Origin of the sequence: Mycobacterium sp. E1214 (assembly GCF_001666755.1) — a bacterium.
GTDB lineage: Bacteria > Actinomycetota > Actinomycetes > Mycobacteriales > Mycobacteriaceae > Mycobacterium.
The window spans coordinates 1-26,634 of sequence record NZ_LZJC01000171.1; the positions used below are offsets into that span (position 1 = coordinate 1).

A 26,634-nucleotide genomic window follows, 5' to 3' on the forward strand; every position below is an offset into this window, starting at 1 on the left:
CGGCGTAGATCAGGTAGTCGTAGGGCAGTTCGGCGCCCGAGGCCAACAGGACCCGCCGCCCGGCGGTCTCGATCCCCTCGACGCTGTCCACCACCAGCCGGATGCCCTCGCCCAGCAGCGTCGCGTAATCGGCGGTCGCCGCGCCGGTGTCGGCGACCAACTGGTGCAACCGAATCCGCTCGACGAACACCGGGCGGGGATTGACGAGGGTGATGTCGACATCCGGGCGCTGGCGCAACCGGTTGGCGGCCAGGGTTCCGGCGTAGCCACCGCCGACCACCACGACGTGTGGCCTGTACTCGACCGGCTTGTTCATGAGGTGTCTCCTGTTCTCGTGGGGGCTTACACCCTTCAGACACCGCGCCCCTGGCGGGCGTGACAAGACGGGCCCCGTTTGTGACCCGTCTCACTCAGACCCCGGGCCGCGGTGGCGATGAGCTGCGGCGACGCCGTCGCGGCGGGTCGTGATACGCTGCGCTACGCCAATTCGCGGCCTGCCCCAGGGCCGGAGACCCGCGCCGGAAAACCCGCGACGGTTGAGGCAACTCAGCAGTGCGCATCGGTGTGTGTTGGGAGACGCAACCTTGAAGATCAGCAACTTCGCGACGTTGTCGGCGTCGGGCCGGTGTGGGGCGCCGGCGGGCGCGATCTGACCCCCGATGGTCCACTCATTGCCTCGCGCGTTGGCCGCTGCCCTGTGCACGGCGGCCGTGGTGGCCGGTTGCGGGGACAAGACCGACCCGGGGCCGCTGTCCGCGATGGTCAGCCCGGCCATTGCGCCCACCGCCCAGGAGATTTCGAATCCGCTGCGCGGGCAGTACGAGGAGATGCTCAATCCGCTTTTCCCGCAGGGGAATTCGGCTCAGCAGCGGTACTCCTCCTGGCCGGCGTCCTACGACGCGAGCCTGCGCGTCTCGTGGCGCCAGCTGCAGCCGGTGGACCCGCGCACGCTCCCGCCCGACGCCCCCGATGACCGCAAGTTCGACTTCACCGCGATCGACGACACGTTGACCAAGCTCGCCAGCCGCAACATGCGGCTGGTCCTGGGCGTCTACGCGTACAACTCCGCCGACCCCGCCAACGTCGCGGTGCCCGACTGGATGCGCCCGCCGACCGGGGCCGTCCCGAACTGGAACGACCCCGACTACCTCAACGGCTTCGGCCAGCTGCTGGCCGCGTTGGGGCGCCGCTACGACGGCGACGAGCGGCTCAGCGTGTTCGAGTTCTCCGGATACGGCGACGGCGGGGCGAACCGGATCGCGATCCCGGGCGCGCCGGGCCCCGACGACAGCCAGTCAAAGCTGGGCTACTACAGCCAGTTTCACGACCAAACCATCACCAAGGCCGCCGTCGCGCAGCTGGTGGCGGCCAACGTCGCCGCCTTCGGGCGCACCCAACTCGTGGTGAGCCCGCAGAACCCCGAGATCGTGCGTGAGCTGTTCGCCGACGACGTCACCAAGAGGCTGTCCGCGCCGGTCGGCGTCCGCGCGGATTGCCTTGGCGTGCAAGCGCCGTTGCCCGAGTGGGCGGAGTCCGGCGACTCGCACTACGTGCGCACCAACGACGCGGTCGTCAGCGCGATCAAACAGCGCCTGGTCTCGGCGCCGGTGATCACCGACTGGTGCCGGTTGCCGGGCGGGACCGACCCCCGGTCCTACTACGAGAAGGGCCTGCGCGACGTCGTCCGCTACCACGTCTCGATGACGGCGAGCGCCCACTTCCCCGACCGGGATTCGTCGTCGGCGATGGACGCCAAGCTGTATCTGCTGTGGGCGCAAGCCAATACCTACGCCGGTTACCGTTACTCGGTCGAGGCCAAGCCCGGCTCCCAGTCGATCCAAGGCAAGGTCGCGACCATCTCGGTGGCGTGGACCAACTACGGCGCGGCGGCGGCCACCGAACAGTGGGCGCCCGGCTACAAACTGGTGGATTTCTCCGGCGCGGTGGTGCGCAACCTGCCCTCGACCGTCAACCTCAAGACGCTCGTGCACGACGACTCCAGCCAGTCGCGCGAGGGGGCGGTCCCCGAGTCGGCGACCGAGGCGGTGCACGTCGACATCACCGGGCTGGCGCCCGGGCACTACACGCTGCGGGCCGGGGTGGACTGGCAACAGCACAAGCCGGGCGCCTCGCACGTGGTCAACTACGCGCCGATGGCGCTGGCGCGCGACGGTCGCGATGGCTCGGGCCTGTATCCCGTTGCCACCCTCGACATTTCGAGCGACGCGCGGTAGCGGGTGCGCGGACCGCCGCGCACACCCGGTCGGGCTCCGCCGCGGGTGCTAAGGTTTCTTTCGGTAACGACCCCTGCCCTGCCCCTACCGGAGGTGTTCGTGCAGCGCAGCCTGGACCTGGTCGTCACCTCCGTCGCCACCCAACTCATGGAAGCCACCGCGGCCTCGGCGACCGCGGTGAGCCGCCAGGTGCTCGCGCAGCTCGTCGAGGAGTTCGACGTCGACGCCAGCTTCCTGTGCCACCACGACCACGACACCCAGACGACGGAGCTGGTCGCCCAGTGGCCGTCGCGCACTGACGCGCCGGACCCCGACCCCATGGCTTTCCTCCGGGCGGACGGCGCCCGCTCGCTGCTGGAGCAGTGCGAGCACGGCCGCCGACCCGTGGTCCTGCGGCCGGACCCGGCCGGCCGGTCGGGGCGGCGCACGCCCGGCGGACCGGCCTCGCCGTCGGTGGCGGCCGCGCCGCTGGTGGCGGGCGGCATCACCACCGGGCTGCTGGGTTTCGTCAGGTTCGGGGCGCGCAAGTGGAAAGCCAAGGAGCTCAACACCCTCGAGGCCGTCGCCGCCCTGTTCGCGCAGCTGCAGGCCCGCATCGCCGCCGAGGAGCGGCTGCGCTACCTCGCCGAGCATGATGACCTGACCGGCCTGTACAACCGGCGGGCCCTGCTCGCGCGCCTCGCCGAGCGCCTCGCGCCGGACCGGCCCGGACCGGTCGCCGTGCTCTATTTGGACCTGGACCGGCTCAAGCCGATCAACGATTCGCTGGGCCACACCGCGGGCGACTGGTTCATCCGGTTGTTCGCGCAGCGCATCGGCGAATGCGTGGGCAGCGACAGCGTGATCGCCCGGCTGGGCGGCGACGAGTTCGTCGTCGTCCCCGATCAGCCGATGTCGTCGGAGGCCGCGGAGACGCTCGCCCGCGGCCTGTCGACGACGCTGTGCGAACGCCTGGCCATCGGCGGCCACGTGATCAGCCGCACCGTGAGCATCGGGCTGGCCGTCGGCATGCCGGGCCACGACAACTGCACCGACCTGCTGCGCCGCGCCGACGAGGCGGTGCTGACCGCCAAGCGGGCCGGCGGCAACCAGACCGCGGTGTCCACCGACGACATGTCGCTCAAGCGCGCCTTCCGCAACGACATCGAGTTGCACCTGCAGGGCGACATCGACGGCGAAGCCCTGCTGCTGCATTATCTTCCGGAGGTCGACCTGGGCACCGGCGCCGTCGTGGGAGCCGAGGCGCTGGTCCGCTGGCGGCACCCGGTCTGGGGGCTGCTGCTGCCCGACGCCTTCATCGGTGTCGCCGAAACCACCAACCTCGCGGCCGAACTCGGCCGCTGGGTGATGCGCAGCGCGTGCGCCGAATTCAGCCGGTGGCGCGCCAACGGCGTCGGCCAGGGCGCCATCTTGCGCATCAACGTCTCACCGCTGGAACTGCTCACCCGTGGCTTCGTCGCGTCCGTCGCCGACATCATCGAGGAGTTCGGCATCGATGGGGGGTCGGTGTGCCTGGAGATCACCGAGCGCGCGGTCGTGCACGACATCGACATGACACGAAAGACGTTGGCGGAGCTCAAGGATGTCGGGGTGCAGGTCGCGATCGACGACTTCGGCACCGGCTACGCGGTGCTGTCGCACCTGAAGTCGCTGCCGGTTGACATGCTCAAAATCGACACCGGCTTCGTGCGCGATCTCGGAACGAGTGCCGGTGATCTGGCCATCGTGCGCGCCATCATCGGTCTGGCTGAGGCGTTCGGCTTGGAAGTGGTGGCCGAGGGTGTCGAAACCCCGGCCGCCGCAACGACTTTGCTGCAGCACGGCTGCCACCGCGCGCAGGGCTTCCTGTTGTCGCGTCCGGTGCCCGGCGAGGCGATGGAGGCGTTGTTGTCTGCGCGGTGGATGCCGCTGCCGTTCCTCGCCGACCGCGAGACGTTGCCCCTGGGCGGGATCTAACATCGCAACGATGCTCCGACACTCGAGAATAGGCAGGGCGGTCGCCGTGCTGTGCGCGGCGCTGCTGCTGGGCGGATGCGGCGGGGGTGACCGTGGCGCGTCCGGCCCGCTCGTGGTGGTGCCCGGGGCGACGATCCCACCGGGCGTGCAGGAGATCGCCAACCCGCTGCGCGGGCAGTACGAGGACCTCATGATGCCGCTGTTCCCGCAGGCCAACCCGGGCCAGCGGCGCTACCCGGCGTGGCCCGCGTCCGACGACGCCAGCCTGCGAGTGTCCTGGCGCCAACTGCAGCCCGCCGACCCGGGCACGCTGCCCCCCGACACCCCCGATGACAAGAAGTTCGACTTCAGCGTGATCGACGACGCGCTGACCAAACTGGCCACCCGCAACATGCGGCTGACGCTGCGGGTGTTCGCCTACAACTCCTGCTGCGACGCCAGCTACCCGAACAACACCAACATCGCCATCCCCGACTGGATGCGCCCGGAGTCGGCCGAATACCCCGGGCCGCAACGGTATTGGTGGACACCCGGGGTGACCCAGGTGGTCCCGAACTGGAACGACCCCGCCTACCTGCGTGCCTTCGGCGACCTGCTCGCCGCGCTGGCCGAGCGCTACGACGGCGACGAACGGCTCAGCGTGTTCGAGTTCTCCGGATACGGAGACTTCAGCGAAAACCACATCGCCTACCTGCGGGACAAATTGGGCGCCCCCGGGGCGCTGCCCGACGAAAGCGTCGCGAAGTTGGGCTACTACAGCCAGTTTCGCGACCAGAGCATCACCAGCGCGTCGATCCAGCAGCTGGTCGCCGCCAACGTCGACGCGTTTCCGCACACCCAGCTGGTCACCACGCCGCTCAACCCGGAGATCGTCAAGCAGCTGCTCGACGACGACGTGACCAAGAAGCTGTCGGCGCCGGTGGGCATCCGGTCCGATTGCCTCGGCGTGCTGGCGCCCCTGCCGGCGTGGGCCGAAGCCGACGGCTCCCACTACGTGCAGACCAAGAACCCGCTGGTCGGTCAGCTCAAGGACCGGATGGCGTCGGGCCTGGTGATCACCGAGTGGTGCCAGCTGCCCGACGGCACCGACCCGCGCGCCTACTACGACAAGGGCTTGCGCGACGTCGTCAAATACCACGTGTCGATGACGTCGAGCTTCAACTTCCCGGCGGTCGACGCGACGACTCCCATGGACCCCGCCCTGTATCTGCTGTGGGCCAAGGCCAACGTCTTCGCCGGCTACCGCTATTCGGTCGAGCCGCGGCCCGACTCGCAGACGGTGCGCGACGGCGTCGCGACGCTGTCGGTGGTGTGGACCAACTACGGGTCCGCCGCGGCCGTCGAGAATTGGGTGCCCACCTACCGGCTCGTGGATTTCGCGGGCGCCGCGGTGCGCACCCTGCCGGCGACCTTCGCGCTGAAGACCTTGGCGCCCGGGAAGTCTCAAGACTCCGGCGACGAGCCCGTCGCCACGTCGCACACCGAGTCGGTGTCGGTGGACCTCAACGGGTTGCCGCCGGGGCACTACACCCTGCGCGCCTCGGTCGACTGGCAGCAGCACAAGCCGGGTGCGTCGCACGTGGTGAACTATCCACCCATGCACCTGGCCCGCTATGGGCGTGACGAAGCCGGCGGCTATCCGCTCGCCACGCTCGACATACCGCGCGACGCGCTGACCTCCGTGCCCCCGCGGTGAGCGGCGGGCGCGGCGCCGCAGCAAAGTCGCCGAACCCCCCGCCGAACCGCCGGTTCCGAGGTCACGATGGGTGCATAATGTCGGATGAACTTTGCGCGGCGGGTGTGAAGTGACACAATTCGGCGCCTGTCGGCGGGCGTCGATCCAGAGAGGTTAGTGGATGGATTTCCGCACCTTCACCAGGGTTTTGCTCGCGCATTGGAAACTGGCCCTGGGGGCGCTGCTCGCCTGCACCATCGGCGCCGCTGCCGTCACCGCCGTGCAGACCAAGCACTATCAGTCGTCGGCCACCCTCCTCGTCTCCTTCCCCGGCGCCACCGACCTCACCGAGCTGTACAACGGCACCCTGACCGCGCAGGAACGGTTGTCGTCCTACGCCCAGATCGCCGGCGGCCGCACCGTCGCGCAGCGCGCCGTCGCCCAGCTGCAGGTGCCGCTGAGCGCCGACGACCTGGTCTCGCAGACCCAGGTGAAATACACCGCGAAGTCGATGCTGTTCACCATCAGCGTCCGGGACACCGACCCGTCGCGGGCGGCCGCGCTGGCCGGGGCCATGGCCGACCAGTTCGCCGCGCTGATCCCGACGCTCGGGGCGGGCGCGGGCCCGAACGGCCGGGCCGCCCCCGCGACCGCCGGCCCGTCCGTGGCGCCCAAGCCCGACGACGCCGAACCCGCGGCGCCGGTGGTGGTGCAGCCGACGGACGCGACCGGCACGCCGGCCAAGCCGCTGCCGGTTGCCCGGGCCCGGGTGGTCGAGCCGCCCCGGGTGCCCGACCACGCGATCACCCCGGTGCCGGCGCGCAACATGGCGATGGGGCTGATCGCGGGGATGCTGCTGGGCATCGCGGTGGCCCTGACCCGCGAAGCGGGCGACCGCACGGTGCGCACCCGCGAGAAACTGGAACAACTTTCGGGCCTGCCGACCCTGGCCGAACTGACCGGCAAGCGGGGCAATACCCCGCGGTTCGGCAGCGACCCCACCTTCGACGACGCCGTGCGCGGGCTGCGGGCCCGGCTGCTGCGGGCGATGGGCCCCGACGCCCGGCGCGTGCTGGTGGCGGCGCCGTTCGGTGGTGAGGGCACCACGTCGACGGCGCTCAACCTGTCCTTGGCGCTCGCCGAGATCGGCGAGGACGTCCTGCTGATCGAGGGCGACACCCGCCGCCACGTCATCGCGGGGCTGTTGCGGGTGGAGTCGGGGGAGGGGCTGGGCAACGCGTTGGCCAACCCCGACATCGCCGCGGAAGCCGTCAAGCCGACCGGCATCCCGAAGCTGTTCACCCTCGCGTCGCGGACCGCGCGCCGCGACGCCCCCACCGCCAGCGCCTTCCTGCCGGAGGTGATCGACCGCGTGCTGGACGATCTTTCGTCGCGCTTCGACCGAATCGTCGTCGACGGACCGCCGGTGCTGGCGACGGCCGACAGCGGCCTGCTGGCCGGCGCCGTGTCCGCGACCGTGCTGGTGGTGCGGGCGAACCGCACGACGGTCGACGAACTGAAGGACGCGCTGAGCGCGTTCCGCGCGGCGGGCGCAGAGATCGTCGGCACCGTGCTGACCGACGCCCGACCGTCAATGCACCTGCGGGCCGCCGCGAAGAACTACCGCGCAAAGGTCAGCGGGCCGGCGTGATCCCCTACCTGCCCGGTCGCCGTCGCCTGGCAGTGGACGGCGTTTTGCTGGCGGTCTTCCTGTTCGGCTGCGTGCTGTTCGGGGTGCTCTCGGTGCGCCGCACCACCGAGGGCGTCATCCTCATCGCCGCGTTGTTCTGCCTCGTCGTCTACTGGGTGAAACCCGAAGGCATGGTGGGCGTCACGCTGTTCGGCGCGTTCGCCGCGCTGCCGGAGGGCCTGCACGTCGGCAAGGTCATCGGCCCGCTGGCGGTGTACGCCTATCAGGGTGCCGCGCTGCTCGCGATCGCGTACCTGCTGCCCAAGGTGCGGTTGCGGTTCGGCGACTGGCTGCTGCCCGGAGTCTTCCTGCTGACCGTGCTCTACTACACGCTGCTCGGATTCGAGGTCGGCCACGACTCGACGATGGTGGTGCGCGAGTCGACGACGCTGATCGAGATGGTCATCGGGTTCGTCATGGCCCTGCTGGTGGTCTACGGCGGCTACGTCCGGTGGACCCTGCGGGTGATGGTGGTGATCCTGTGGTTCTCGGCGGGCATGGCCATCATCAGCTCGCTGCACGCCATTCGGTTGGCCGGCCGGGCGGAAAGCCTGGAGGGCGCGACGGGCGCCGGGCAGGCCCTGCGCATCGTGCTGTCGATCCAGTCGCCGGCCACCGCCGCGCTGTCCGGGCTCGTCGCGGCCGCCGTCATGGGGCGCGTGCGCCCCGCGGTGTATCTCGCGTTCGGGCCGCCCGCGCTGATCATCTCGCTGCTGTCCTTCGCCCGGAACACCCTGATCGCCATCGCAGTGGCCGCCGCGGTCGCCTTCGTCACCAGCTTCGGCTGGCCGGCCATCCGCCGGACGGCCGGCGTGGTCGCGTTCAGCGCGGCGGTGTTCGCGGTGACCGTGCCCGGATCGCTGTTCCTGCTGCAACATTCCGGCGCCGGATCGTGGCTGAGCGACCAGTTCAGCGCGTTCAATCAGCGGGTGTTGGGCGGCGTCTCCGCCAGCGCCCTGGCCGTCGACGAGTCGACCCTGGACCGGCTGCGCGAGGTCGCCCGCCTCAACGACGCGATCGCGCAGGCGCCGGTGTTCGGCCACGGGCTGGGTTACGCCTACCAGCTGCCCTCCGGCAACGACCCGAACGCCTTCTCCTGGAAGCTCGGCCCGACCTACTCGCACCTGTTCTACCAATGGTGGCTGGCCAAGGCCGGGGCGGTGGGCATGCTGGTGTTCGCCTGGTTCGCGCTCACCCCCGTGGTGCGGGCGGTGCGGCGCGCCACCCCGCAGGCGAAGCTGGCCGCCGCCGTCAGTTCCGCGCTGCTCGCGATCACGGCCGTGTGGCCGCTGCCCGAGATGCCGATGGACGCCCTGGCGATCGGACTGGCCCTGGGCGCGACGATGGCGTTCGCCCGGTTGCCGCGCCCCGAGCGGGCCGACGCCCCGCCGGCCGCCGCCCCCGCGCTGGCCGGGGCGCACCCGTGACCGCGGTCATCCACGTCGGCCCCGACATGTACAGCTTCGGCGGCACGCAGTCCGTGATCCGGGTGCTGCGCGACCACACGATCGGGGCCGACGACGTGCGCGTCCTGTCGACCTGGAACGGCCGGCGGCACGGCAAGAGCTTGCTGCTGACGGCGCGTGCGGGCGCGGCGCTGGCCCGCGCCCCGCGCTCGGCCGTCACACACTTCCACATCTCCAACGGCGGGGCCTGGCTGCGCGAAGGGCCGCTACTGCGGCTGGCCCGGGCCCGCGGCTTTCGGGTGGTCGTCACCATCCACGGCTCGGACTTCCCCGCATTCGCCCGCGCGCGACCGGAATTCGTCGGGTCGACGTTACGCAGGGCAGACCACGTCATCGTGCTGTCGGAGGAGGCGCGCACCGCGGTCGAGGCGGTGGCCCCCGGCGTGGCGACCTCCGTGGTGGCGAACCCGATCGCGATCGACGCCGACGCGCCCGGTGCCGCGTCGACGCCGCCCGTGGTGCTCTTCGCCGGCACCATCGGCAGGCGCAAGGGGGTCGACAAGCTGGTCGAGGCGTGGCGGTTGCTGCTCGCCGAGGGCATCGAGGGACACTGCCGCATCGTCGGCGTCCTCGACGACTACGTGCCGCCGCAGGTGGAGCGGCTGACCGTCGAGGGCCCGGTGCACCCGGACGACATCCGCGACCTGCTGCGCACCGTGCGGGTGGTCACGCTGCCGTCCTTCGCCGAGGGGATGCCGATGATCCTCACCGAGGCCCTCGCCGGGGCGCGTCCGTTCGTCGCCACGCCCGTCGGCGGCACGGCCGAAATCGCCTGTGACCCCGCGATGTTGGTGCCCGTCGGTGATGTGCCCGCGCTCGCGTTGGCCATCGGCCGGTACCTGCGCGATCCGCAGCTGGCCGAACGCGACGGCCTGCGCGGTCAGGCGCACATCGCCGCGACCCGCAGTCCGGAGGTCATCGGCGCGCAGCTGCGCCGCATCTACGAGGGCTGCGCCGTTGAAACACGTTGAGCTGCAAGGGGTGCCGGTGAGCGCCGTCGGCTTCGGCTGCGGCGGCCTGCTGCAGGCGCCGTCGCGCCGGGAGCGGCTGGCCGTGCTCGCCGCGGCGGTGGACAACGGCATCACGCACTTCGACACCGCCCGGATGTACGGGTTGGGCATGGCGGAGGCGGAGCTGGGCGCGTTCCTGCGCACCGTCGACCGCGACGCGGTGACGGTGGCCACCAAGTTCGGCATCGGCGTGGGCCCGATGGCGCGGCGGCTGGGGCGGTTTCAGGCGCCCGCGCGGGCCCTGCTGCGGGCGGCGCCGGGACTGCGCGCCGCGGTCAAGCGGCGCCAGGCGGCGCCGCCGGCGCCCCGGGTCTACGACGCCGTCGGGGCGGCCCGCAGCCTCGACGAGAGCCTCGCCGCGTTGGGCGTCGAGCATGTCGACATCCTGTTCGTGCACGGGCCGCGGCCCGGCGACGTCGTGGCCGCCGACGAGCTGTGCGGGTTCTTCGAGCGCGCCCACCGGCAGGGCAAGATCCGCGCGTGGGGGGTCTCGCAAGACGAGGGGCTCGAGGTGGACTTCGCGCGCGACTTCGCCCCGCACGGGGTCAGCCAGGTGCGCGGCGACGCGCTCACCCCGCCGCCGCGCCCGGCGGACCTCGTTTTCGGCGTGCTCAATTCGGCGCACACGACGCTGACCGCGGCGCTGCGGGCCGACGCGGCCCTGGCCCGCCGCTGGCGCGACACCTTGCAGCTCGACCCGCTCGCGCCCGGGGTGCTGGCCAGGCTGATCCTCGGATGCACCGCGGCCGCGACCGGGTGCCGAGCCATCCTGTACAGCAGCACCAAGCCCCGGCGCGTCGCCGAGGCCGCCCACGCGCTGTCGTCGCCGCCCGACCCCGAGACCGTCACGCGCTTCCTCGCCCTCGCCGCCGACGGCCGCGGCGGTGACAGATGATCCGGGAGGACTTCACCGACGGCGCGACCATCGAGACCGACGTGGCGGTCGTCGGGGCCGGCGCGATCGGCATCGCGACCGCGCTGGAGCTCGCGCGGGCGGGCGTGCGGGTGGCGCTGATCGAAAGCGGACTCGAGCGGACGAGCCCAGCGGCCCAAGACCTGTCGACGCTGGACTCGCGGCAGGACGACGAGCTGCACGCGCGCAGCGAGCTGATGATCCGCCGCCAGCTGGGCGGGACGACGGCGCTGTGGGGCGGCCGCTGCGTCGCATTCGACCGCATCGACTTCGAGGAGCGGCCCCTCACGGCGCAGGCGCCCTGGCCCATCGGCTACGACGACGTCGCGCCATACCTGCAGCGCGCCTGCGACTGGGCGGCGTGCGGACGGGCGGTGTTCAACGCGCGCGACGTGCCGGAGCTCGCCCGGCACGACCTGGTGGCCGGCCTGCCCGACGGTGAGGTCCGCACAACGGATCTCGAGCGGTGGGCGCTGCCCACCCGGTTCGGGCGCCAGTACCGCCCGGCGCTGCGCGTCGCCGAGACGTTGACCGTGTGGACGGGCCTGACGTGCACCGAGATCGTCACGGCCGGGGACCGCGTCGGCCATCTCGTCGTCAAGTCGCTCGACGGCCGGCAGGGCCGGGTGGTCGCCGCCGACTACGTGCTCGCAACGGGGGGGTTGGAGGCGACGCGGCTGCTGCTGGCCTCCGGCGAGCTGGGCAACGCGGGCGGGCACCTCGGGCGCTGGTACATGTCGCACGTCGAGGGCCGCGTCGCACGCGTGCACTTTCGCACCGACGACGTCCGCTACGGCTACGAACGCGACGGCGACGGAGTCTACGTCCGGCGGCGGTTCACCTTCGACCCGCGGCTGCAGCGCGAGGCGGGGATGCTCAATGCCGCTATCTGGCTGGTCAATCCGCCGATCAGCGACCCGAGCCACGGCAGCGGGATCTTGTCGGGCGTCTACCTGACGCTGATCTCGCCGGTCGGGCGGTTCCTGCTCGCCGAGGCGATCCGCGCCAAGCACACGCACACCGACGGCCCGCCGCGCGTCCTGGCGCACCTGCGCAACATCGTCCGGGATCTCTTCGGCTCGCTGCGGTTCGCCGTCACCTTCTCCTACGCCCGCTTCCTGCGCCGCGGCCGCAAGGCGCCGGGCTTCTTCGTCAAGAGCGCCGACAACCGCTACCTGTTGCACTATCACGGGGAACACCTGCCGCACTGGGAAAGCCGGGTCGAGCTGGCCGACGACCGCGACGCGCTCGGCATGCGCAGGCTGCGCACCCATATCCACTTCTCCGACGCCGACTACGCCAGCGTGCGTGCGGCCATCGCCGTCATCGACGCGCACCTGCGGCGGCACGGTGTCGGGCACGTGGAGTGGCTCACCGACGACGTCGAGGGCGCGGTGCGCGAATTTCTGCGCGGGCACGCCGGCTACCACCAGGCCGGGACGACCCGCATGTCGCGGACCCCGGACGGCGGCGTCGTTGACGCCGACCTGCAAGTCCACGGGGTGCGCGGCCTCTACGTCGCGAGCACCTCGGTGCTGCCGACGTCCAGCCAGGCCAATCCGACGCTGCTGGGCATCGCTCTGGGCGTCCGGCTGGCGGACCGCCTCGCCGCGGCCCGAAAGGGTTGCGAAGCAACGCAACCCAGGACCGCGTGACGGGTTCAGCGCCGGCGCGCCAACACCCCGGCGATCACCTCGAGGATGCGCTGGGCGACGATGTCGACGTCGCAGCGCCGCGCGTAGTGCCGCGCCGCCTGCGCCCCGAGCTGCGCGGCGGCCCCCGGGTCGGCCAGTAGGTCGAACGCGGCGGCCAATCCGGCCACGTCGTCGACGCCGACGGGATCGCAACCCGGTGGCTGGTATTCGGGCAGGGCGCCCGCGGTGGACACGATCGGCATCACGCCCAGCTGCATCGACAGCACCTGCACGCCGCTCTGCGAGGCGCGCCGGTAGTGCGAGATCGAGCCCTTCGCCGCGGCGAGCGTCGGGATGACGTCGGCGTAGCGGTAACTGCCGGTGCGCCACCGGGTGTGCTTCGGCAGCGCCGCCGGGTCGAGCGACCCGCCACCGATGAGGACCAGATCGTCGCCGCGCCAACCGCCGCCGCCGACGTGCCGTTGCCAGGCCTCGAGCACGACGTCGACGTTCTTGTACGGGTTGAGGCGGCCGAACATGACGAAGTCGCGCCGCCCCTGCGGCCCGACGAACGGCGGCACCCGCGGCGGGTCGATGTCGCTGGCCAGCGGCACCACGTGCACGGCCGTGCCCGCCACGTCGCGGCGCCCGGCCACGCCGGCCGCCACATAGTCGCTGTAGGTGATCGTGGCCGCCGAGCGGGCCCCCCAGCGGTCGAAGACCGCGCGCTCGTAGCCCGGCGTCTGCTCACCCGGGTCGTGCGGTTGGTCGTCATGCACCACCTGGATGCGTGGCGCCCGCCCGGCAAGCGCGATCCAGCGGGGATCGCGGACGATCTCGGCGATGACCACGTCGGGCCGGTAGCGCCGTATCCGGCCCCACGCCCGCAGGGTCGGCGGCCAAGTCGACGCGGTGCGGAACCGCGGATCGAGCACCAGCTCGTAGTCGCGGGCGGCGTCCGACTCGGGATGCCGGTCGGAGGTCACCAACAACACGTCGGCGCCGGCCCGCTGCAACGCCTCCGCCTGCACCCGCACCGCCGGCCGCGTCCATGGCGAAAGCCACAGCACCCGAGGCGAAGTCACGGCAGGGCCCGGCCCTGATCGGGCTGTAAGAAGGTGTCCGCGTCGGTCCACATCCGCGTCTGGAGGCCGCGCCGCGGCAATGCTTGCAGGGCGCCGGTGATCCGCGGCGAGGCGAGCAGCCGCCACACCAGCGGGTTCATCTTGGCCCGCGTCCAGACGTGAATCCCCATGCCCCCCAACGCCCACCACCGGGTCTTGGAGGTGTGGAAGTCCATGCCGAATCGCTTGCCGATGAGCTCCAGCGTCGAGCGTTGGTAGAAGGTGATGTGCTGGCCGGTGGCGAACGCGTAGTACATCCACTCCCGCGGATCCGGGGGCGCACCGGCGAACATCTCCGTGGTGAAGATGATCGTGTCGGTGCCGGTGGTGTCCAGCAGCTCCGCGACGAACGCGACCGGGTCGGCCAGGTGCTCGAGCACCTCGAAGGCCGTGACGGCGGTGTAGGGGGCGCCCGGGCCGGCCTCGGCCTCGAAGCCCTGCGCCGTCAGGTTGGGCGAGTACTTGTCGGTCCAGTAGAAGTCGTAACCGATGTCGCGCATCAGGCGGGTGAACACCCCGTAGCCCCCGGCCGCGTCGAGGTAGCGGCCGTCCCGGTCGAATAGGAAGTACAGCAACACCGAGACCGCCCGGGCGAGGTACTGGTTACGCCACAGCAACGTGGTGTCCGCCGCCGCCACCGGGCTGGCATAGGCCTCGTCCAGCCAGAACGGCTCGTCGGTTTGCAGGCCGCCGCAGTTGCCGCAGAAGTGATAGTGGGTCTGGTATTTGCCCAGCACCTGGTGCGAGAACGCCGGGGTGGTGCCGGAACTGCAGATGCGGCACAGCACGCTATCGAGCCTTCCCCGAACGGGTCCCGCGCTGTCAGCAAACGCGAGACGGACGGTTCGAACCTACGGCACACGGCGCGCGGTGGGCAAGCGTTCGGCGGTGTCCACCGGACGCAGGAAGCGGTTGGGAAGGAACGGCATTGGCGAGGCCTGGCGTCCCTCGCGGCAAATCACCGGCGTGGCAACTCCTTGCTGGTAGCTTTATGGTCCACTCGAGCATCCGGGAAAGAGGCGCTGCGGAGATGACCGCCCGATGAGCAGCAACGCGACGCCCTCGGCCCGGCAGCGGGTCAAGCAGCGGGTGCGGCGCGTCCTGGGCACCGAAACGCTGGAGCAGCTCAAGGATCTGGTGCTGTTCGACCATTCACAGTCCCGCAAGGCCGAGCACCCCAACCCGTTGAACCGCGCCGGGCGCAAGTGCTTCTCGTCGACCGACCAGGACGGGATCACCCTGGAGATCCTGCGCCGGATCGGGTCGCTCGACGACGGGGTGTTCGGCGAATTCGGGGTGGGTGACGGCACCGAGAACAACACGCTGATCCTCGCCGCGCTGGGCTGGAAGGGATTCTGGGTCGGCGGCCAGGATTTGGCGGTCGACCCCGGCGACAACCCGCGCTTCACCTACGAGAAGGCGTGGATCACCGCCGCGAACATCCTGGCCCTGAGCCGGAAGTGCCTGCGGGCCATCGACGCCACGACCGTCGATGTCGTGTCGCTGGACCTCGACGGCAACGACATCTACCTCGTGGAGACCTTGTTGGCGGGCGGGGTGCGCCCGAAGCTGTTCGTCGTCGAATACAACGGCAAGTTCCCGCCCCCGGTGCGCTTCCAGATCGCCTACGACCCGCAGCACGTCTGGCAGTCCGACGACTATTTCGGGGCGTCGCTGGCCAGCTTCGCCGCGCTGTTCGCCACCTTCGACTACCGGCTGGTCTGCTGCAACGCCCATTCCGGTTCCGACGCGTTCTTCGTCGACGCCGCCTTCGCCGAGCGCTTCGCCGACGTCCCCACCGACATCGCCCAGCTCTACGCCGAACCGCGCTACTTCCTCTACGGCGGATTCGGCCAGCACCCGACGTCGCCGCGGACCGTGGCGAAAATCCTCGGCGGGCGCTGACGCCTCAGAAGCGTTGGGCGCCAACGTCGTCGAGGACGGCGCCGATCGCCTCGAGGTAGGCGTCGGTCATCGCCTCCACGGTGTAAAGCCGCCGCATCCGCTCGAAGCCGCGGCGCCCCACCGCGGGCAGGGCGGCGGGGTCGGCGAGGATCGCGGCCAGGCAGTCCCGCCAACCGCGCACCGACACGTCGTCGACGAGGAACCCGGCGGCGCCGAAGTCGAGCATCTCCGGGACGGCGCAGATGGCCGACGCCGCGACGGGCACCGCCCGGGCCATCGCCTCGAGGATCACCAGGGGGAACGCCTCGGAGCGGCTGGGCACGCACAGCAGGTCGGCGTCGGCCAGGGCGGGCCCCGGGCCGGGCGACCAGCCGCGCCAGTGCACTCGGTCGCGCAGCGCGGCCGGGGTGCGGGCCTGCAGCCGCTCCCGGTCCGGGCCGTCACCGAAGATGGACAGCCGCCACGGCAGGTCGGCCAGTTCGCCCAGCGCCTCGACCAACACGTGCGGGTTCTTGTGCTCGAGGATGCGCGACAGCATCACCAGATGCGGGGCATCGGCGGCGTCGCGGGTCCGCGGGGCGGGTTCACCGGTCAGGGCGACACCGTTGGGCGCGGTGAACCGCCGCCCCCGCAGGCGGTGCTGGGCGGCCAGCATCTCCCAATGCCGTTGCGCGAGAACGATGAAGCCGTCCGCCCGGCACATCGCGGCGGTCAACGGCCGCGAGTAGATGGGCCGATCCTCCTCGGGCGGGACGTGGGGCGCGACCAGCCAGCGCCGGTCCCGCCCGGCGGCGCGCCACAGCGTGGCGAAGCCGGCCTCGGTGTTGGTGTCGGCCGTGATGAGCACGGCCGGGCCGCGGGGGATGTCGACGATCGGGGCCCACCAGGGTTGGCGCACCACGCGCACGGTGGCCGGGATCTCGGCGATCAACGGGCCGAACCGCTGCATGCACACGATGGTCACCTGGTAGCCGCGCCGGTCCAATTCGGTTGCCAGCAGCGCTTTTTGGCGCTCGGCGCCGCCGTGCACCAGGCGGTTGGTGCTGATCACGATGCTCGGCGTCCCGGTGCGCCGCGGCGCCGGGCGGGGCCGCCGCGCCAGCGCGGTCGCGGCCAGATACGCATCGGCGTGGTGGACGCCGCGCTGATGCTCGAGCAGCAGCGCGGTGTTGGCGCGTACCAGGTCACCCACGCGGTCGCGCTCGGCGCCCGTGCCGACACCCGGGTCGCGCCGGACGGCGCCGAGCTCGTCGGCGAGCAGGATCCGCCAGCCGGCCGCGCGGGCGCGGGCCTGCCAGTCGGCCGTCTCCCCGTGCACGAAGAACTCCTCGTCGAAGCCGCCGACGCTGTTCCACGCCGCGCGGCTGATCGCCAGGCACGCGCCGCTCACGTCGCCCTCGAGGGCCGCCGTCTCCCGCGGCTGCCTGCCATAGTGTCGCGAGAGCGGCGTGCCGCGCAGCGCCGCGTCGTACCCCGCGGCCGAGGTCAGCGCCCGCAGCAGGGTGGGCGGGCGGCTGGCGTTGTCCCACGGCGCTTCTGCGGCCGCGGCGTCGTCGCGGGTCATCGGCGCGACCGCTGCCACCTTCTCCCGGCGCAGCAACTCGCGGGTCCGCTGCAACGGCCCCAGCAGCCGAGCGCCGGGTTTGAGCACCAGCAGGTCGGCGCCGGCGGGCGTGCGATCCACCAACGCGTTGACTGCCGCGGCGAAGCCGATGTTGGCCGACCCCAACACCCAGTCGACGTGCGGGTACGCCGCCGCCAGCTCGCGGCGGCCGGGGTAGTCCGCTCCGCTGTTCTCGTAGACGTGAATCGGCACGCCCGGCAGGTGTTCGGCCGCGCTGTCCAGGCAGACCCGCAGCGCGTCGTGGCTTCGGTACCCGACGACCAGCGCCGCGAGCGAACGGGTGCCGGGCGGCCCGGCGTCGCCGCCGGCCGGGCGCCGCAGGTACGTCCGGTCCAGTTCCTGGCGCGTCATGCGACCGGCTGGTTCTGGTGCGGCGGGCCCTGCACGGAGGTCCGCAGCGCACCCAGATCCGACCAGCGCAACGGGCCCACTACGGCGCTGGTGACCAGGTAGACGACGGCCGCGACGCCGAGCCGCAACACCACGTGCTGACCCGAAAGCGCCAGGGCGGCAACGACGCTCGCCCCGGTCGGGATCAGCACGCGCAGCCCGAACAGGACGGGGGTGCGGTAACTGCACTCGCGGCGCAACCACCAGCTGCTGATGACCATGTTGAAGAACTCCGTGCACACCAGCGCGATGCCCGGCCCCACGGCGCCGAGCCGTCCCGCGAGCGCGACGTTCAGGGCGACGTTGAGCACCAGCGTTGCGACGGTCAGCCACAACAGGATTCGCTGGTGGTGGCTGGCCACCAGGCCCTGGCCCAGGGTGCCGCTGACGAACCGCAGCGCCGCCGCGACGAACAGCAGCGCGAGCGTGGGCGTGCCGCGGGCGATGAACGCCTTGTCACCGAACAACCCGATGAGCGGACCGGCCAGCAGCGCGCCGATCACCGCGACCGGCACCGCCGAGAAGTACATCAGCTCGACGCTGCGGCGCAGGAACCCGGCGAACGCGGCCACGTCCCGCGCGAACAGCTCGGTGGCGGTCGACAGCGTGGACTTGAGGAAGATCAGCGAGACGACGATGGTGTTGAACGCGATGGTGAAGGCCAGGCCGTAGACGCCCACCTCGGATGGCGTGCTCAACAACGACAGGATGACGCCGTCGGCGCGGCAATACAGCAGCCCGACCACCAGAAAACCGATGAGCGGCAGGCTTTCCCGCAACAGGTCGGCGGCCTCGCGCAGCGCGAATAGCGGGCGCACCGAGATCTGGCGCATCGCGGCGCCGCCCTGGACGAGCAGCGCGATGGCCGGCGGGATGAGCTGTGCGACGGCGAACCAGATGACGTCGCAGCGGGAGGCCACCAGCCAGGCGACCAGGATGAGGGCGGCGATCCGGCCGGCGACGTCGGAGATCGCCACCGCGGCGAATCGGACGGTGGCCAGGAACACCGGTTCTAACCGGGTCACCATGGTCTGCATCAGCAGCGCACCCGAAAGCACCACGAGCATCACCCGCACGTGCGCGTCACCGTAGATCAGCACGCCGGACCCGGCCGCCAGCACCGCGAGCGGAACGCAATACATAAGGGCCAGACCGCTGTTGATGCGTACCAGGCGTTCCAGGTCGCCGCGCCCGGAGGTGACCCGGCGCACGATGACGGTGGCGATGCCGAGGTCGGCCAGGCTGGTCCACATGGCGATGAACAGCATCGCGATGGAGAGCTGGCCGTAACGGCCGGGGCCGAGGTAGCGGGCGGTCATCGCGACCGACACCACCGAGGCGAGCATGCCCGCCGCCCGGCAGGCCAATTGGATGGAGAAGGCGTGCGCCATCCGCGACACCGGCACCGAGCCCACGACCGCGTCTGGCGCCGTCGGCTCAGTCATGGCCCCTAGTATGCGCCGTGGCTGGTCAGGACGGCCTTGACCGTCTTGGCGATGATCATGAGGTCACCGGCCATCGACCAGTTGTCGACGTAGGACAGGTCCAGCCGCACCGACTCGTCCCACGACAGGTCCGAGCGCCCGCTCACCTGCCATAGCCCGCTGACGCCGGGCTTGACCAGCAGCCGCCGCCGCACGTCGCCGTCGTAGTTCTCGACCTCGCGGCGCAGCGGCGGCCGCGGCCCGACGACGCTCATGTCGCCCTTGACCACGTTGAGGAACTGGGGCAGCTCATCGATGCTGAACCGCCGCAGGAACCTGCCGACGGGGGTGACCCGGGGGTCGCTGCGCATCTTGAACAGCATGCCGCCGGCGGAGTCGTTGAGCGTCAACAGCTGCCCGAGCTGCCGGTCGGCCCCGTCGATCATCGTGCGGAACTTGAGCATGGTGAACGGTTGCCCGTCGATGCCGATCCGTTCCGACCGATAGAAGACGGGTCCCCTGCTGGTCAGCTTGATGGCGATTGCGGCGACCAGCAGGATCGGCAGCGTCGCGAGCAGCGCCGCCAGCGAGAAGCACACGTCGAAGGCCTGCTTCTGGAAGCGCTGGGTGCCTTCGTATTGCGGCTTTTCGACGTGCAGCAGCGGCGATCCGGAGGTGAGCCGCAGGGTCAGCCGCGCCTCGGCGACGTCCACCACGCCGGGGGCGACGACCAGGTCGACGTCGCGGCTCTCCAACTGCCACATCAGTTCGCGGATGGCCTGCACGCCGAAGTGCTCGGTGCGCGTCACCGCCACGGTGTCGGCGCCGCAGCGCTCGAGGGCGGCCAGGGCGTCGGTCTCGTCGCCGAGGATGGGCACCTCGCGGCCGCCGATGGTCAGCGTCTTGCCGCGCGCCGGGCCGTAGCCGGGGATGCAGACCCCGACCACCACGCAGCCGCTCTTCGGGTTGCGGGCCAGCTCGTGCGCGAGGTGGGAGACGGCCGTGCGGTCGCCGATCGCCAGCACCGTCGTGCGGCACTGGCCGGCCGCCCGCATGCGGCTGATGTGGGTGCGCCACAGGCTGCGGCTGGCCAGCAGCCCTAGGGTCCCGGCGGGCAGGGCGATCGCCAGGTAGCCGCGGGCCAGGTCCACCTTGGCCAGCAGGGTGACCATCGCGATGATGCCGAACGTCCAGAACGACGCGCTGCCGATGCGCCGGTACTCGTCGATGCCCGCCCCGATGACCCGCGCCGAGCGGGTCTGGAACACCGCGAGGGCCGACAGCCACAACGCGGCGAACAGGACCGAGAAGAACGTCATGACGGCGTCGGGGTAGCCCGAGGTGTTCGCGATCTCGCCGAACCGGACGTACTGGGCGAGCAGCACCGACGCGCACACGATCGCGGTGTCGGACAGCCGCAGCCGCCGCGCGAACTGGCGCTGCCAGCGCCGCGCCGGTGCGGTCGCGGGTGCGGGGCTCGCCGGGAGGCCGTCGGCCGGGTCGCCGGGCAACGAGATCATCACGGCCGGTGCCCGCTTACGCGTCCGCTGGTGCGGCCAGGCCTGCATGCCGGTCGGGGCCGGACATATCGGCGCGCTCACCGGTCGGCCTTCGCGCAGAGCTGCCCGAGCCGTGCCGCCGTCTCGACGGGCGCCAACTCGGCGGTGCGCGAGGGCCACGTGGCGTCCTGCTCGGAGATGACGGTGACCGGCAGCGGCCACACGATGGCGAATTCGGGGTCGTTCCACCGGAAGCCCTGCTCGCCGAGCGGCGCCCGCTGGCCGCTGAGCTGGTAGCTGACCTCGGTGTCGTCGATCAGCGTCTGGAACCCGTGCGCCACGTAGGGCGGCAGGAACAGCGCGCGGTGGTTGTCGGCGCTCAGCTCGACCATCACCTGGGTGCGGTAGGTCGGCGACTCGGGCCGGATGTCCACGGTGACGGCGGCGATGGCCCCGCGGCTGCAGCGCACCAGCTTGGTCTGGGCGTGCGGCGGCGCCTGCCGGTGCAGCCCCCGCACCGTTCCGCGGGTGTAGCTGAACAGGTTCTCGGTCTGCGCGACGTCGAACACCAGCCCGCGGTCGGCGAATTCGCGCGCGCAGAACGATCGCGAGGAGAAGCCGCGGTGATCGCGTTGCGGCTCGAGGTCGATGATCGTCAGCCCGGCGATTCTGGTGGGCGTGTACTTCACTTACCGCTCCTTTCGTGGCGGGCTGGGCTGGATTCGTCGGGGCGGGCGGCGCATCAGCCGGCCTATCCGTAGCCGGCGGACGGGGGCCGCGTCATCACGGTGGGAATGACGCCGTAGCGGGGACCGAGCGTCTTGCCGGAGGCGGCGGCCAGGCGCGGCAGCGAACCCAACATGCTGGGCGGCATTGACGGGCTGTTGATGGCGACGGCGGGCAGCGCGGCGGTGAGGTTGGCCGACGGGATGACGCTGGTCCAACTGGCCGGCACGGCCAGCGGGCCCAACGAAGCCGCGCTGCCGAGGCTGCCCATCACCCCGGAACCCAGCGAGCCGAGCGCGCCGGCGCCGGAGCTGGCGGCGCTCGCGGCCGTTCCGGCGGCGGCGATCGCGCCGTCGCTGGCCGCCTTGGCCAGGCCCTGCGCGGTCTGGGCGATGCCCAGGATGGACGACATGCCGTACAGCGGCGTGGCGCCGGCCATGAAGTAGCTGGGGATGGAGCCCGGGACGCTGGACACCAGGGCGGAGACGATCGACGAGGAGGTCGAGTCGGTGGCCGCGCTGGTCACGCTGCCGGTCACCGCGGAGCCCAGGGTCGAACCCAGCGACGAGGTGGTGGCGGTCGTGGGGGAGGCCAGCGTCTGGAGAGTGGTGGGCACCGAGGAGACGATGTTCGCCGCGTGCTGGGTGGCGGACATGCCGAGCGCGGTGCTCACCGCGGTGCTCTGGTTGGACACCCCGACCGGGTCGACGACGTCGGGCGGTGACAGGAACGGCGTGACGTCGCACGCCGCCGCCGAGCCCGCCGCGTACTCGTACATCGCGGCGGCATCCTGGGCCCACATCTCGCCGTACTCGGCCTCGGTGGCGGCGATCGCCGCGGAGTTCTGCCCGAAGAAGTTGGTGGCCAGCAGGGTGGCGAGCTGGACGCGGTTGGCGGTGACGGCCGGCGGCGGAACGGTCATCGCGAAGGCCGCCTCGTAGATCTCCACGGCGAGCCTCGCCTGGCCGGCGGCTTCCGCCGCCCGCGCCGCGGCGCCGGCGGTCCAGGCCATGTAGGGGGCGAACGCCGAGGCCATCGCCAGCGAGGTGGGGCCCATCCAGCGGGCGGTGGTCAGCCCCGTGATCACCGACCGGTAGGTGCTGGCCGCCGAGTGCAGTTCGGCGGCCAAGCCGTCCCAGGCCAGGGCCGCCGCCGTCAGCGACACCGGGCCGGGACCGGCGTACATCCGCGCGGAGTTGAACTCCGGGGGGAACGCGCCGAAGTCGATCACTGCACACCCCGGCCGCGGAACTCGCGACAGCCCGGGGCCTGCGGCCCCGGTGCCTTGGTGTTCAACGCCATGTGGTTCCCCTAACGCCTTTCGAAGAGACGAGCGTGTTGCTTGGCCTTGCCGCCCGGACCGAAGTCCAGTGGCGATGGGGTGCCGCAAACTGACTTTCTGACAATAACGTACAAAACATACTATTAGTTTGACAACACGCTGTGATGTAGACCGCAAGTATTTGACGAGCACGTCAACTAAGGTGACTGGCGGCTGCTTGCGTCTGGAGTAGCCTGAGAGTTCACAACGTTGCAGGTCAGATCGCCGGTGGCCCGCTAGAGAACCGAGGTTTCAGTGCTCTGCTCAAGCGAGGCGTCGTGGACGTGAGCCGCGTCGACTCCGGTCGCGTGGCCGGTCGAGCCGGTCGCGGGGCCGGTTCAGCCGATCGCGGGGCCGGGGACGGCACCGGGCGGCCCCCTGTCCACGACCGTAAATCCATACTTGTCGTCGGTTTTCGACCCGCCGGGCGCTGAGTCCGCACGACGATGCCCGGTACCTCGACCGATGGACGCGCCGATGCGACGCGCGGACAGATCTTGCGCGCGGCGTCCCATCAATTCGCGCGCCGGCCCTATCACGACGTCGGCCTCGATGACATCCTCGCCGAGGCCGAGCTCACCAAGGGCGCGATGTACTTCCATTTCAAGTCCAAGCACGCGCTGGCCGTCGCGATCATCGACAAGCAGACCGCGGGCGCCGCGGTCGCCGTCGACGAGCTGTCGACCCGGGGGTTGTCCGGACTGGAGACCCTGATCGACTTCTCGTTTCTGATCGCGGTCCAGGACATCCAGTCGGACCTGATCCGAGCCGGCCTGAACCTGATCGAGTCGGTCGGGCGGGCCGAGGGGCTGCAGGCCCGGCTGTTCAACGAGTGGGTCGAGGCGCTGGGCGCCGTCGTCTCCCGGGGCATATCCGAGGGCGACATCCCCGAGTCCTGCGGGCCGCAAGACTTGGGACGCATGCTGGTGTCCCTGCACATGGGCCTGCGCAAGACCAGCGACCTCGACGAGCCGGAACGCTTCCTGCGCGACGTCGAAAAATGCTGGTACCTGCTGCTGCCCGGCATCCTCAAGCCCGACCGACTCGACTACTTCCGCCAGTTCGTCCGGCGGCGCGCGACGCTGGCGGTCAACACCTGCACCGCCGACGACGAGGAGCCCTGACGGGCCCCGGCGGGGCCTTCGCGCCCGAAACCGCGCGGCGGCGCAGCTGATATCTTGGGCCCTCACTGGGATGTGCAAGACCAGAGATCATCTGCGCTTCGACGAGACACCGTTGTGCAGGGGGGGTAATGGCTCGTCAGGTCCGATCCGAGGCGACGCGGCGCAAGATCCTCGACGCCGCGATCGACGTGTTCGGCGAGGTGGGTTATGCGGGCGCCGGGTGGGCCACGATCATCGAGCGCACCGGGATGACCAAGGGCGCCCTCTATCACCACTTCGACTCCAAGGACTCGCTGGCCGCGGCCCTGATCGCCGAGGGGTCCGAGATCTTGCTCGACGCGTTCCGCAACGTCTGCAAGGCGTCGTCGCCGGGGCTGGAGAACATGGTCCACGGCACCTTCACCGTCAACGAGGTGCTGACCCTCGACAGACAGGCCCGCATCGCCGAGCGGCTGGCCGCGGCGCTGGCCGGTTACAACGCCGCGGCGGCGGGTTTCTACGGCGACCTGACCGCGGCCATGACCGCCCAGGCCCGGCGGGCCATCAAGGAGGGTGACCTGCGCGAGGACATCGACCCGCAGACGCTGAGCGTGTCGATGGTGGGCGCCATGTTCGGGCTGCGACTGATGGCCACGGCGCAGCACGGGGACCGGACGAACGCGGGCGAGGTCGGCGAACGCGCCGGCCGGCTGCTGCAGATCTGGAGCTATTTGCTGCCCGGCATCGTGACCGACGCGTCGCTGTCCTACATCCGGCAGTTCCTGGCCCGCGAGGCGCTGCGCCACGCCACGGCTACCGCCGCCGAACCCGCCGGCGACGGGCCGACGAGCGCGCCGGGATCCGCCTAAGACGCGAAACCCGCCCCCTCAACACGGCTTTCCGGTCTTGGGCTTGACGCGAGTTCAACAGTGCAATACTGCTCCGGTGACGTACCGGAGATGGCTGGGCAAAGGTGCCGCGCTGGCCGCTGTTCTCGGATTCCTGGTGATGAGCGCGCCGGCGGCGTGGGCCGCGCCCACCGATCCGGGTGCCACCACCACCGACTCGCCGACCATGACGCTGAGCGACCTCGGGCTGGCCCCGAGCCTGGAGTTCTGGGGTCAGACCACGTCCCAACAGCTCAGGGTGCCGGTGTTGCGGGGGTTGACGCCGGCCGCGCTGAACGCGACGGTCGAACTGCCGATCAACCTGCGATCCGGGACGCTCACCGTGACTCAGGACGACCGCACCATCGCGCGGCTGAACCTGCCGACCGCGGATCAGACGCCGATCGTCATCCCGCTGGCCGGCGCGGAGGTCATCGACAACTGGCTGACCCTGACGCTGCGGACGTACCTGGTGCCGCTGGACGGATTCTGCCTCTACCCGGAGAGCCCGCTGCGGCTGACCAACGGCACCGTCACCTACACCGGCGTCGAACGCCCGCCCACGACGGTGGCGCACTTCCTGCCGCCGGTGCTGCGCAAGCTGACCATCTTCCTGCCGCAATCGCCCACCGCCGGTGAGTCCGGCGCCGCGATCCAGCTGGCCGCCTCGGCGGCCTCGCGCTATGGGCGGCAGACGCCAGAGATCACGGTGGTACCGCTGAACGAGGGGCAGACGGCACCGCCCACGCCGCCGCAACCGTTGGAACGCCAGGTCGTCGTCAAGGAGGGGTCGGACAACGGGCTGACCGTGCAGGGCGGCGGCACCGCGACCTGGCTGCAGGTCTCGGGCCCATTGGGCAAGACCGACGAATCCGACACCGCCGTGCTCTTCAGCGACGTGTCCGACCTGGCGCTGACGGCCCGGGCGTCGGCGGAGTCGGTGAAGACCGCCCCGCAGCTGCCGGGCGACACCGTCAAGCTGCGCGATCTCGGGCAGCAGTTCGCCAACGCCACCTCGTTGCAGCCCCGGGTGTCGATCGGCGTGGACCAAACCCGCTTCGGCAGGTCGATCCACGGGGTGCGGGTGCACCTGCAAGGCTCCTACACCCCGACGCCGGCCAACATCGGCGGCCGGATCGCCGTGACGGTCGGCCCGGAGAACATCGACCAGTGGCCGACGGACGGCCAGGGGGTCATCGACCGCTGGGTCGACGTCCCCGACCGGCTGCTGCAGCGCTACACCAGCGTCGACGTGGTGCTCGACGTCGCGTCGAACATCGGCCACTGCGGGGACTTCTACACCGCCGGCGCGGGGAATCAGCTGCTTACCCTGAACATCAACGGCGACAGCACCATTCAGAGCACCCGCGCCGCGCCCCCGGTGCCCGACGGCATGCAGTCGGTGCCGCAGTCCCTGATGCCGCGGGTGCAGGTCGGCATCGGTGACAAGTCGCTGATCGACACCGTGCGCGCGGTCAACCTCATGGTGGGCTTGCAGCGGATCAGCTCGATTCCCATCGACACCGCGGTCACCAGCGTGCAACAGGCGCTCGACTCGCCCAACCCCGCGGTGCTGATCGCGGCCGACGGGTGGAACCACTCCGACGTCACGCTGCCGGTGTCGGCGGGCCCCAGCGGGCCCATCACGGTCAACGCCGTCGAATCCGGCGGCAAGCCGACGAAGCTGTCGTTGGACCCGGCGCTGCGATTCGCTTCTCTGCAAACGGTTTTTAACCGCGGCCGGTCGCTGTTGGTCGCCACCTCCAACGGCGCGCCCGCCCAACTCGACGAGCTGTTGCGCTGGCTCAACACCGACGTCAAGCGCTGGCAGCGCCTCAAGGGCGTCGCGGTGCTGTCGACCCAGGGGCAGGACCCGGTGATCGTCGAGAACTCGCCGGCGGCCGCCGCCGCGGCGGCCGCGACCGCGGCGAGTCACGCGGATCGCGGGTGGCTGTGGTGGTTCGGCGGGGCGTGGGCCGCGGTGGCCGTGGTGGGCGTCGCGGTGATCGTGCTGCGCACCCGGCGCGAGTCACGCCGACGCTAGCGGTGCGGC

Annotated in this window: 20 protein-coding genes; 12 read left to right on the plus strand and 8 right to left on the minus strand. The window is 71.1% G+C overall.

The window, feature by feature from the left end:
• A partial coding sequence (locus A5700_RS24370; RefSeq protein WP_197504172.1) for an FAD-dependent oxidoreductase occupies positions 1-316 on the minus strand: 316 nt, incomplete at its 3' end.
• Between the two features lie 343 nt (positions 317-659).
• Between A5700_RS24370 and A5700_RS24375 the strand changes: the two genes are divergently transcribed.
• From A5700_RS24375 to A5700_RS24410, 8 genes are all read left to right on the plus strand, one after another.
• Positions 660-2,234, plus strand: coding sequence for a hypothetical protein (locus A5700_RS24375; protein ID WP_068065283.1), 1,575 nt, complete (start codon positions 660-662; stop codon positions 2,232-2,234).
• A gap of 99 nt (positions 2,235-2,333) precedes the next feature.
• Positions 2,334-4,190, plus strand: a complete 1,857-nt coding sequence (locus tag A5700_RS24380; protein ID WP_068065616.1) for a bifunctional diguanylate cyclase/phosphodiesterase — start codon at positions 2,334-2,336, stop codon at positions 4,188-4,190.
• Between the two features lie 10 nt (positions 4,191-4,200).
• Complete coding sequence (locus tag A5700_RS24385) at positions 4,201-5,886, plus strand: hypothetical protein (protein WP_068205088.1); 1,686 nt, start codon at positions 4,201-4,203, stop codon at positions 5,884-5,886.
• A gap of 160 nt (positions 5,887-6,046) precedes the next feature.
• A complete protein-coding gene (locus A5700_RS24390) occupies positions 6,047-7,516 on the plus strand; it encodes a polysaccharide biosynthesis tyrosine autokinase (protein ID WP_068065277.1) in 1,470 nt (489 codons plus the stop codon).
• Positions 7,513-8,982 carry an O-antigen ligase family protein gene (locus A5700_RS24395; RefSeq protein WP_068065274.1) on the plus strand — a complete coding sequence of 490 codons (1,470 nt, stop codon included), beginning with the start codon at positions 7,513-7,515 and terminating at the stop codon, positions 8,980-8,982. The genes A5700_RS24390 and A5700_RS24395 overlap by 4 nt, the downstream gene beginning before the upstream one ends.
• Positions 8,979-9,992, plus strand: coding sequence for a glycosyltransferase family 4 protein (locus A5700_RS24400; RefSeq protein WP_068065269.1), 1,014 nt, complete (start codon positions 8,979-8,981; stop codon positions 9,990-9,992). The genes A5700_RS24395 and A5700_RS24400 overlap by 4 nt, the downstream gene beginning before the upstream one ends.
• Before the next feature lie 10 nt (positions 9,993-10,002).
• Complete coding sequence (locus A5700_RS24405; protein WP_068065266.1) at positions 10,003-10,926, plus strand: aldo/keto reductase; 924 nt, start codon at positions 10,003-10,005, stop codon at positions 10,924-10,926.
• The gene (locus A5700_RS24410; RefSeq protein WP_068065263.1) at positions 10,923-12,599 is read left to right on the plus strand and encodes a GMC oxidoreductase; all 1,677 of its coding nucleotides are present in this window, start codon (positions 10,923-10,925) and stop codon (positions 12,597-12,599) included. The genes A5700_RS24405 and A5700_RS24410 overlap by 4 nt, the downstream gene beginning before the upstream one ends.
• A gap of 5 nt (positions 12,600-12,604) precedes the next feature.
• Here the strand turns inward: A5700_RS24410 and A5700_RS24415 are convergent, their stop codons facing one another.
• Together A5700_RS24415 and A5700_RS24420 are read right to left on the minus strand one after the other, a co-directional pair.
• Positions 12,605-13,648, minus strand: a complete 1,044-nt coding sequence (locus A5700_RS24415; RefSeq protein WP_068065260.1) for a glycosyltransferase family 4 protein — start codon at positions 13,646-13,648, stop codon at positions 12,605-12,607.
• Positions 13,649-13,659: 11 nt separating this feature from the next.
• Positions 13,660-14,490, minus strand: coding sequence for a class I SAM-dependent methyltransferase (locus A5700_RS24420; RefSeq protein ID WP_068065257.1), 831 nt, complete (start codon positions 14,488-14,490; stop codon positions 13,660-13,662).
• 253 nt (positions 14,491-14,743) lie between these two features.
• On the opposite strand from A5700_RS24420, the gene A5700_RS24425 reads away from it, so the two are divergent.
• Entirely contained in the window at positions 14,744-15,607 is an 864-nt protein-coding gene (locus tag A5700_RS24425) for a hypothetical protein (protein WP_068065254.1), read from the plus strand.
• Between the two features lie 4 nt (positions 15,608-15,611).
• Here the strand turns inward: A5700_RS24425 and A5700_RS24430 are convergent, their stop codons facing one another.
• The 5 genes from A5700_RS24430 to A5700_RS24450 all read right to left on the minus strand — a co-directional run bounded on the left by A5700_RS24430 (position 15,612) and on the right by A5700_RS24450 (position 22,501).
• Positions 15,612-17,582, minus strand: a complete 1,971-nt coding sequence (locus A5700_RS24430) for a glycosyltransferase (protein WP_068065251.1) — start codon at positions 17,580-17,582, stop codon at positions 15,612-15,614.
• Positions 17,579-19,066 carry a flippase gene (locus A5700_RS24435; protein WP_068065248.1) on the minus strand — a complete coding sequence of 496 codons (1,488 nt, stop codon included), beginning with the start codon at positions 19,064-19,066 and terminating at the stop codon, positions 17,579-17,581. The genes A5700_RS24430 and A5700_RS24435 overlap by 4 nt, the downstream gene beginning before the upstream one ends.
• Before the next feature lie 5 nt (positions 19,067-19,071).
• Positions 19,072-20,565, minus strand: a complete 1,494-nt coding sequence (locus A5700_RS24440; protein ID WP_231973689.1) for a sugar transferase — start codon at positions 20,563-20,565, stop codon at positions 19,072-19,074.
• A gap of 77 nt (positions 20,566-20,642) precedes the next feature.
• Positions 20,643-21,233: a dTDP-4-dehydrorhamnose 3,5-epimerase family protein gene (locus A5700_RS24445; RefSeq protein ID WP_068065245.1), complete on the minus strand. Its 591-nt coding sequence runs from the start codon at positions 21,231-21,233 to the stop codon at positions 20,643-20,645.
• A 62-nt stretch (positions 21,234-21,295) separates the two neighbouring features.
• Complete coding sequence (locus tag A5700_RS24450; RefSeq protein WP_068065241.1) at positions 21,296-22,501, minus strand: PPE family protein; 1,206 nt, start codon at positions 22,499-22,501, stop codon at positions 21,296-21,298.
• A gap of 536 nt (positions 22,502-23,037) precedes the next feature.
• Here A5700_RS24450 and A5700_RS24455 point away from each other — a divergent pair.
• The 3 genes from A5700_RS24455 (at position 23,038) to A5700_RS24465 (ending at position 26,625) form a co-directional block, all read left to right on the plus strand.
• Complete coding sequence (locus A5700_RS24455) at positions 23,038-23,715, plus strand: TetR/AcrR family transcriptional regulator (protein ID WP_068065238.1); 678 nt, start codon at positions 23,038-23,040, stop codon at positions 23,713-23,715.
• 128 nt (positions 23,716-23,843) lie between these two features.
• Positions 23,844-24,563, plus strand: a complete 720-nt coding sequence (locus tag A5700_RS24460; protein WP_068065236.1) for a TetR/AcrR family transcriptional regulator — start codon at positions 23,844-23,846, stop codon at positions 24,561-24,563.
• A gap of 139 nt (positions 24,564-24,702) precedes the next feature.
• On the plus strand, positions 24,703-26,625 hold the full coding sequence (locus tag A5700_RS24465; protein ID WP_369828305.1) for a hypothetical protein: 1,923 nt from the start codon (positions 24,703-24,705) through the stop codon (positions 26,623-26,625).
• Positions 26,626-26,634: the final 9 nt, after the last annotated feature.

What these genes read in the sequence shown, in the direction of transcription:
- A5700_RS24440 (WP_231973689.1), bottom strand. Translation starts at nt 20,565, where the DNA reads ATGATCTCGTTGCCCGGCGACCCGGCCGACGGCCTCCCGGCGAGCCCC.
- A5700_RS24390 (WP_068065277.1), top strand. Translation starts at nt 6,047, where the DNA reads ATGGATTTCCGCACCTTCACCAGGGTTTTGCTCGCGCATTGGAAACTG.
- A5700_RS24455 (WP_068065238.1), top strand. Translation starts at nt 23,038, where the DNA reads ATGCCCGGTACCTCGACCGATGGACGCGCCGATGCGACGCGCGGACAG.
- A5700_RS24375 (WP_068065283.1), top strand. Translation starts at nt 660, where the DNA reads ATGGTCCACTCATTGCCTCGCGCGTTGGCCGCTGCCCTGTGCACGGCG.
- A5700_RS24385 (WP_068205088.1), top strand. Translation starts at nt 4,201, where the DNA reads ATGCTCCGACACTCGAGAATAGGCAGGGCGGTCGCCGTGCTGTGCGCG.
- A5700_RS24430 (WP_068065251.1), bottom strand. Translation starts at nt 17,582, where the DNA reads ATGACGCGCCAGGAACTGGACCGGACGTACCTGCGGCGCCCGGCCGGC.
- A5700_RS24425 (WP_068065254.1), top strand. Translation starts at nt 14,744, where the DNA reads ATGAGCAGCAACGCGACGCCCTCGGCCCGGCAGCGGGTCAAGCAGCGG.
- A5700_RS24410 (WP_068065263.1), top strand. Translation starts at nt 10,923, where the DNA reads ATGATCCGGGAGGACTTCACCGACGGCGCGACCATCGAGACCGACGTG.
- A5700_RS24435 (WP_068065248.1), bottom strand. Translation starts at nt 19,066, where the DNA reads ATGACTGAGCCGACGGCGCCAGACGCGGTCGTGGGCTCGGTGCCGGTG.
- A5700_RS24460 (WP_068065236.1), top strand. Translation starts at nt 23,844, where the DNA reads ATGGCTCGTCAGGTCCGATCCGAGGCGACGCGGCGCAAGATCCTCGAC.
- A5700_RS24465 (WP_369828305.1), top strand. Translation starts at nt 24,703, where the DNA reads ATGAGCGCGCCGGCGGCGTGGGCCGCGCCCACCGATCCGGGTGCCACC.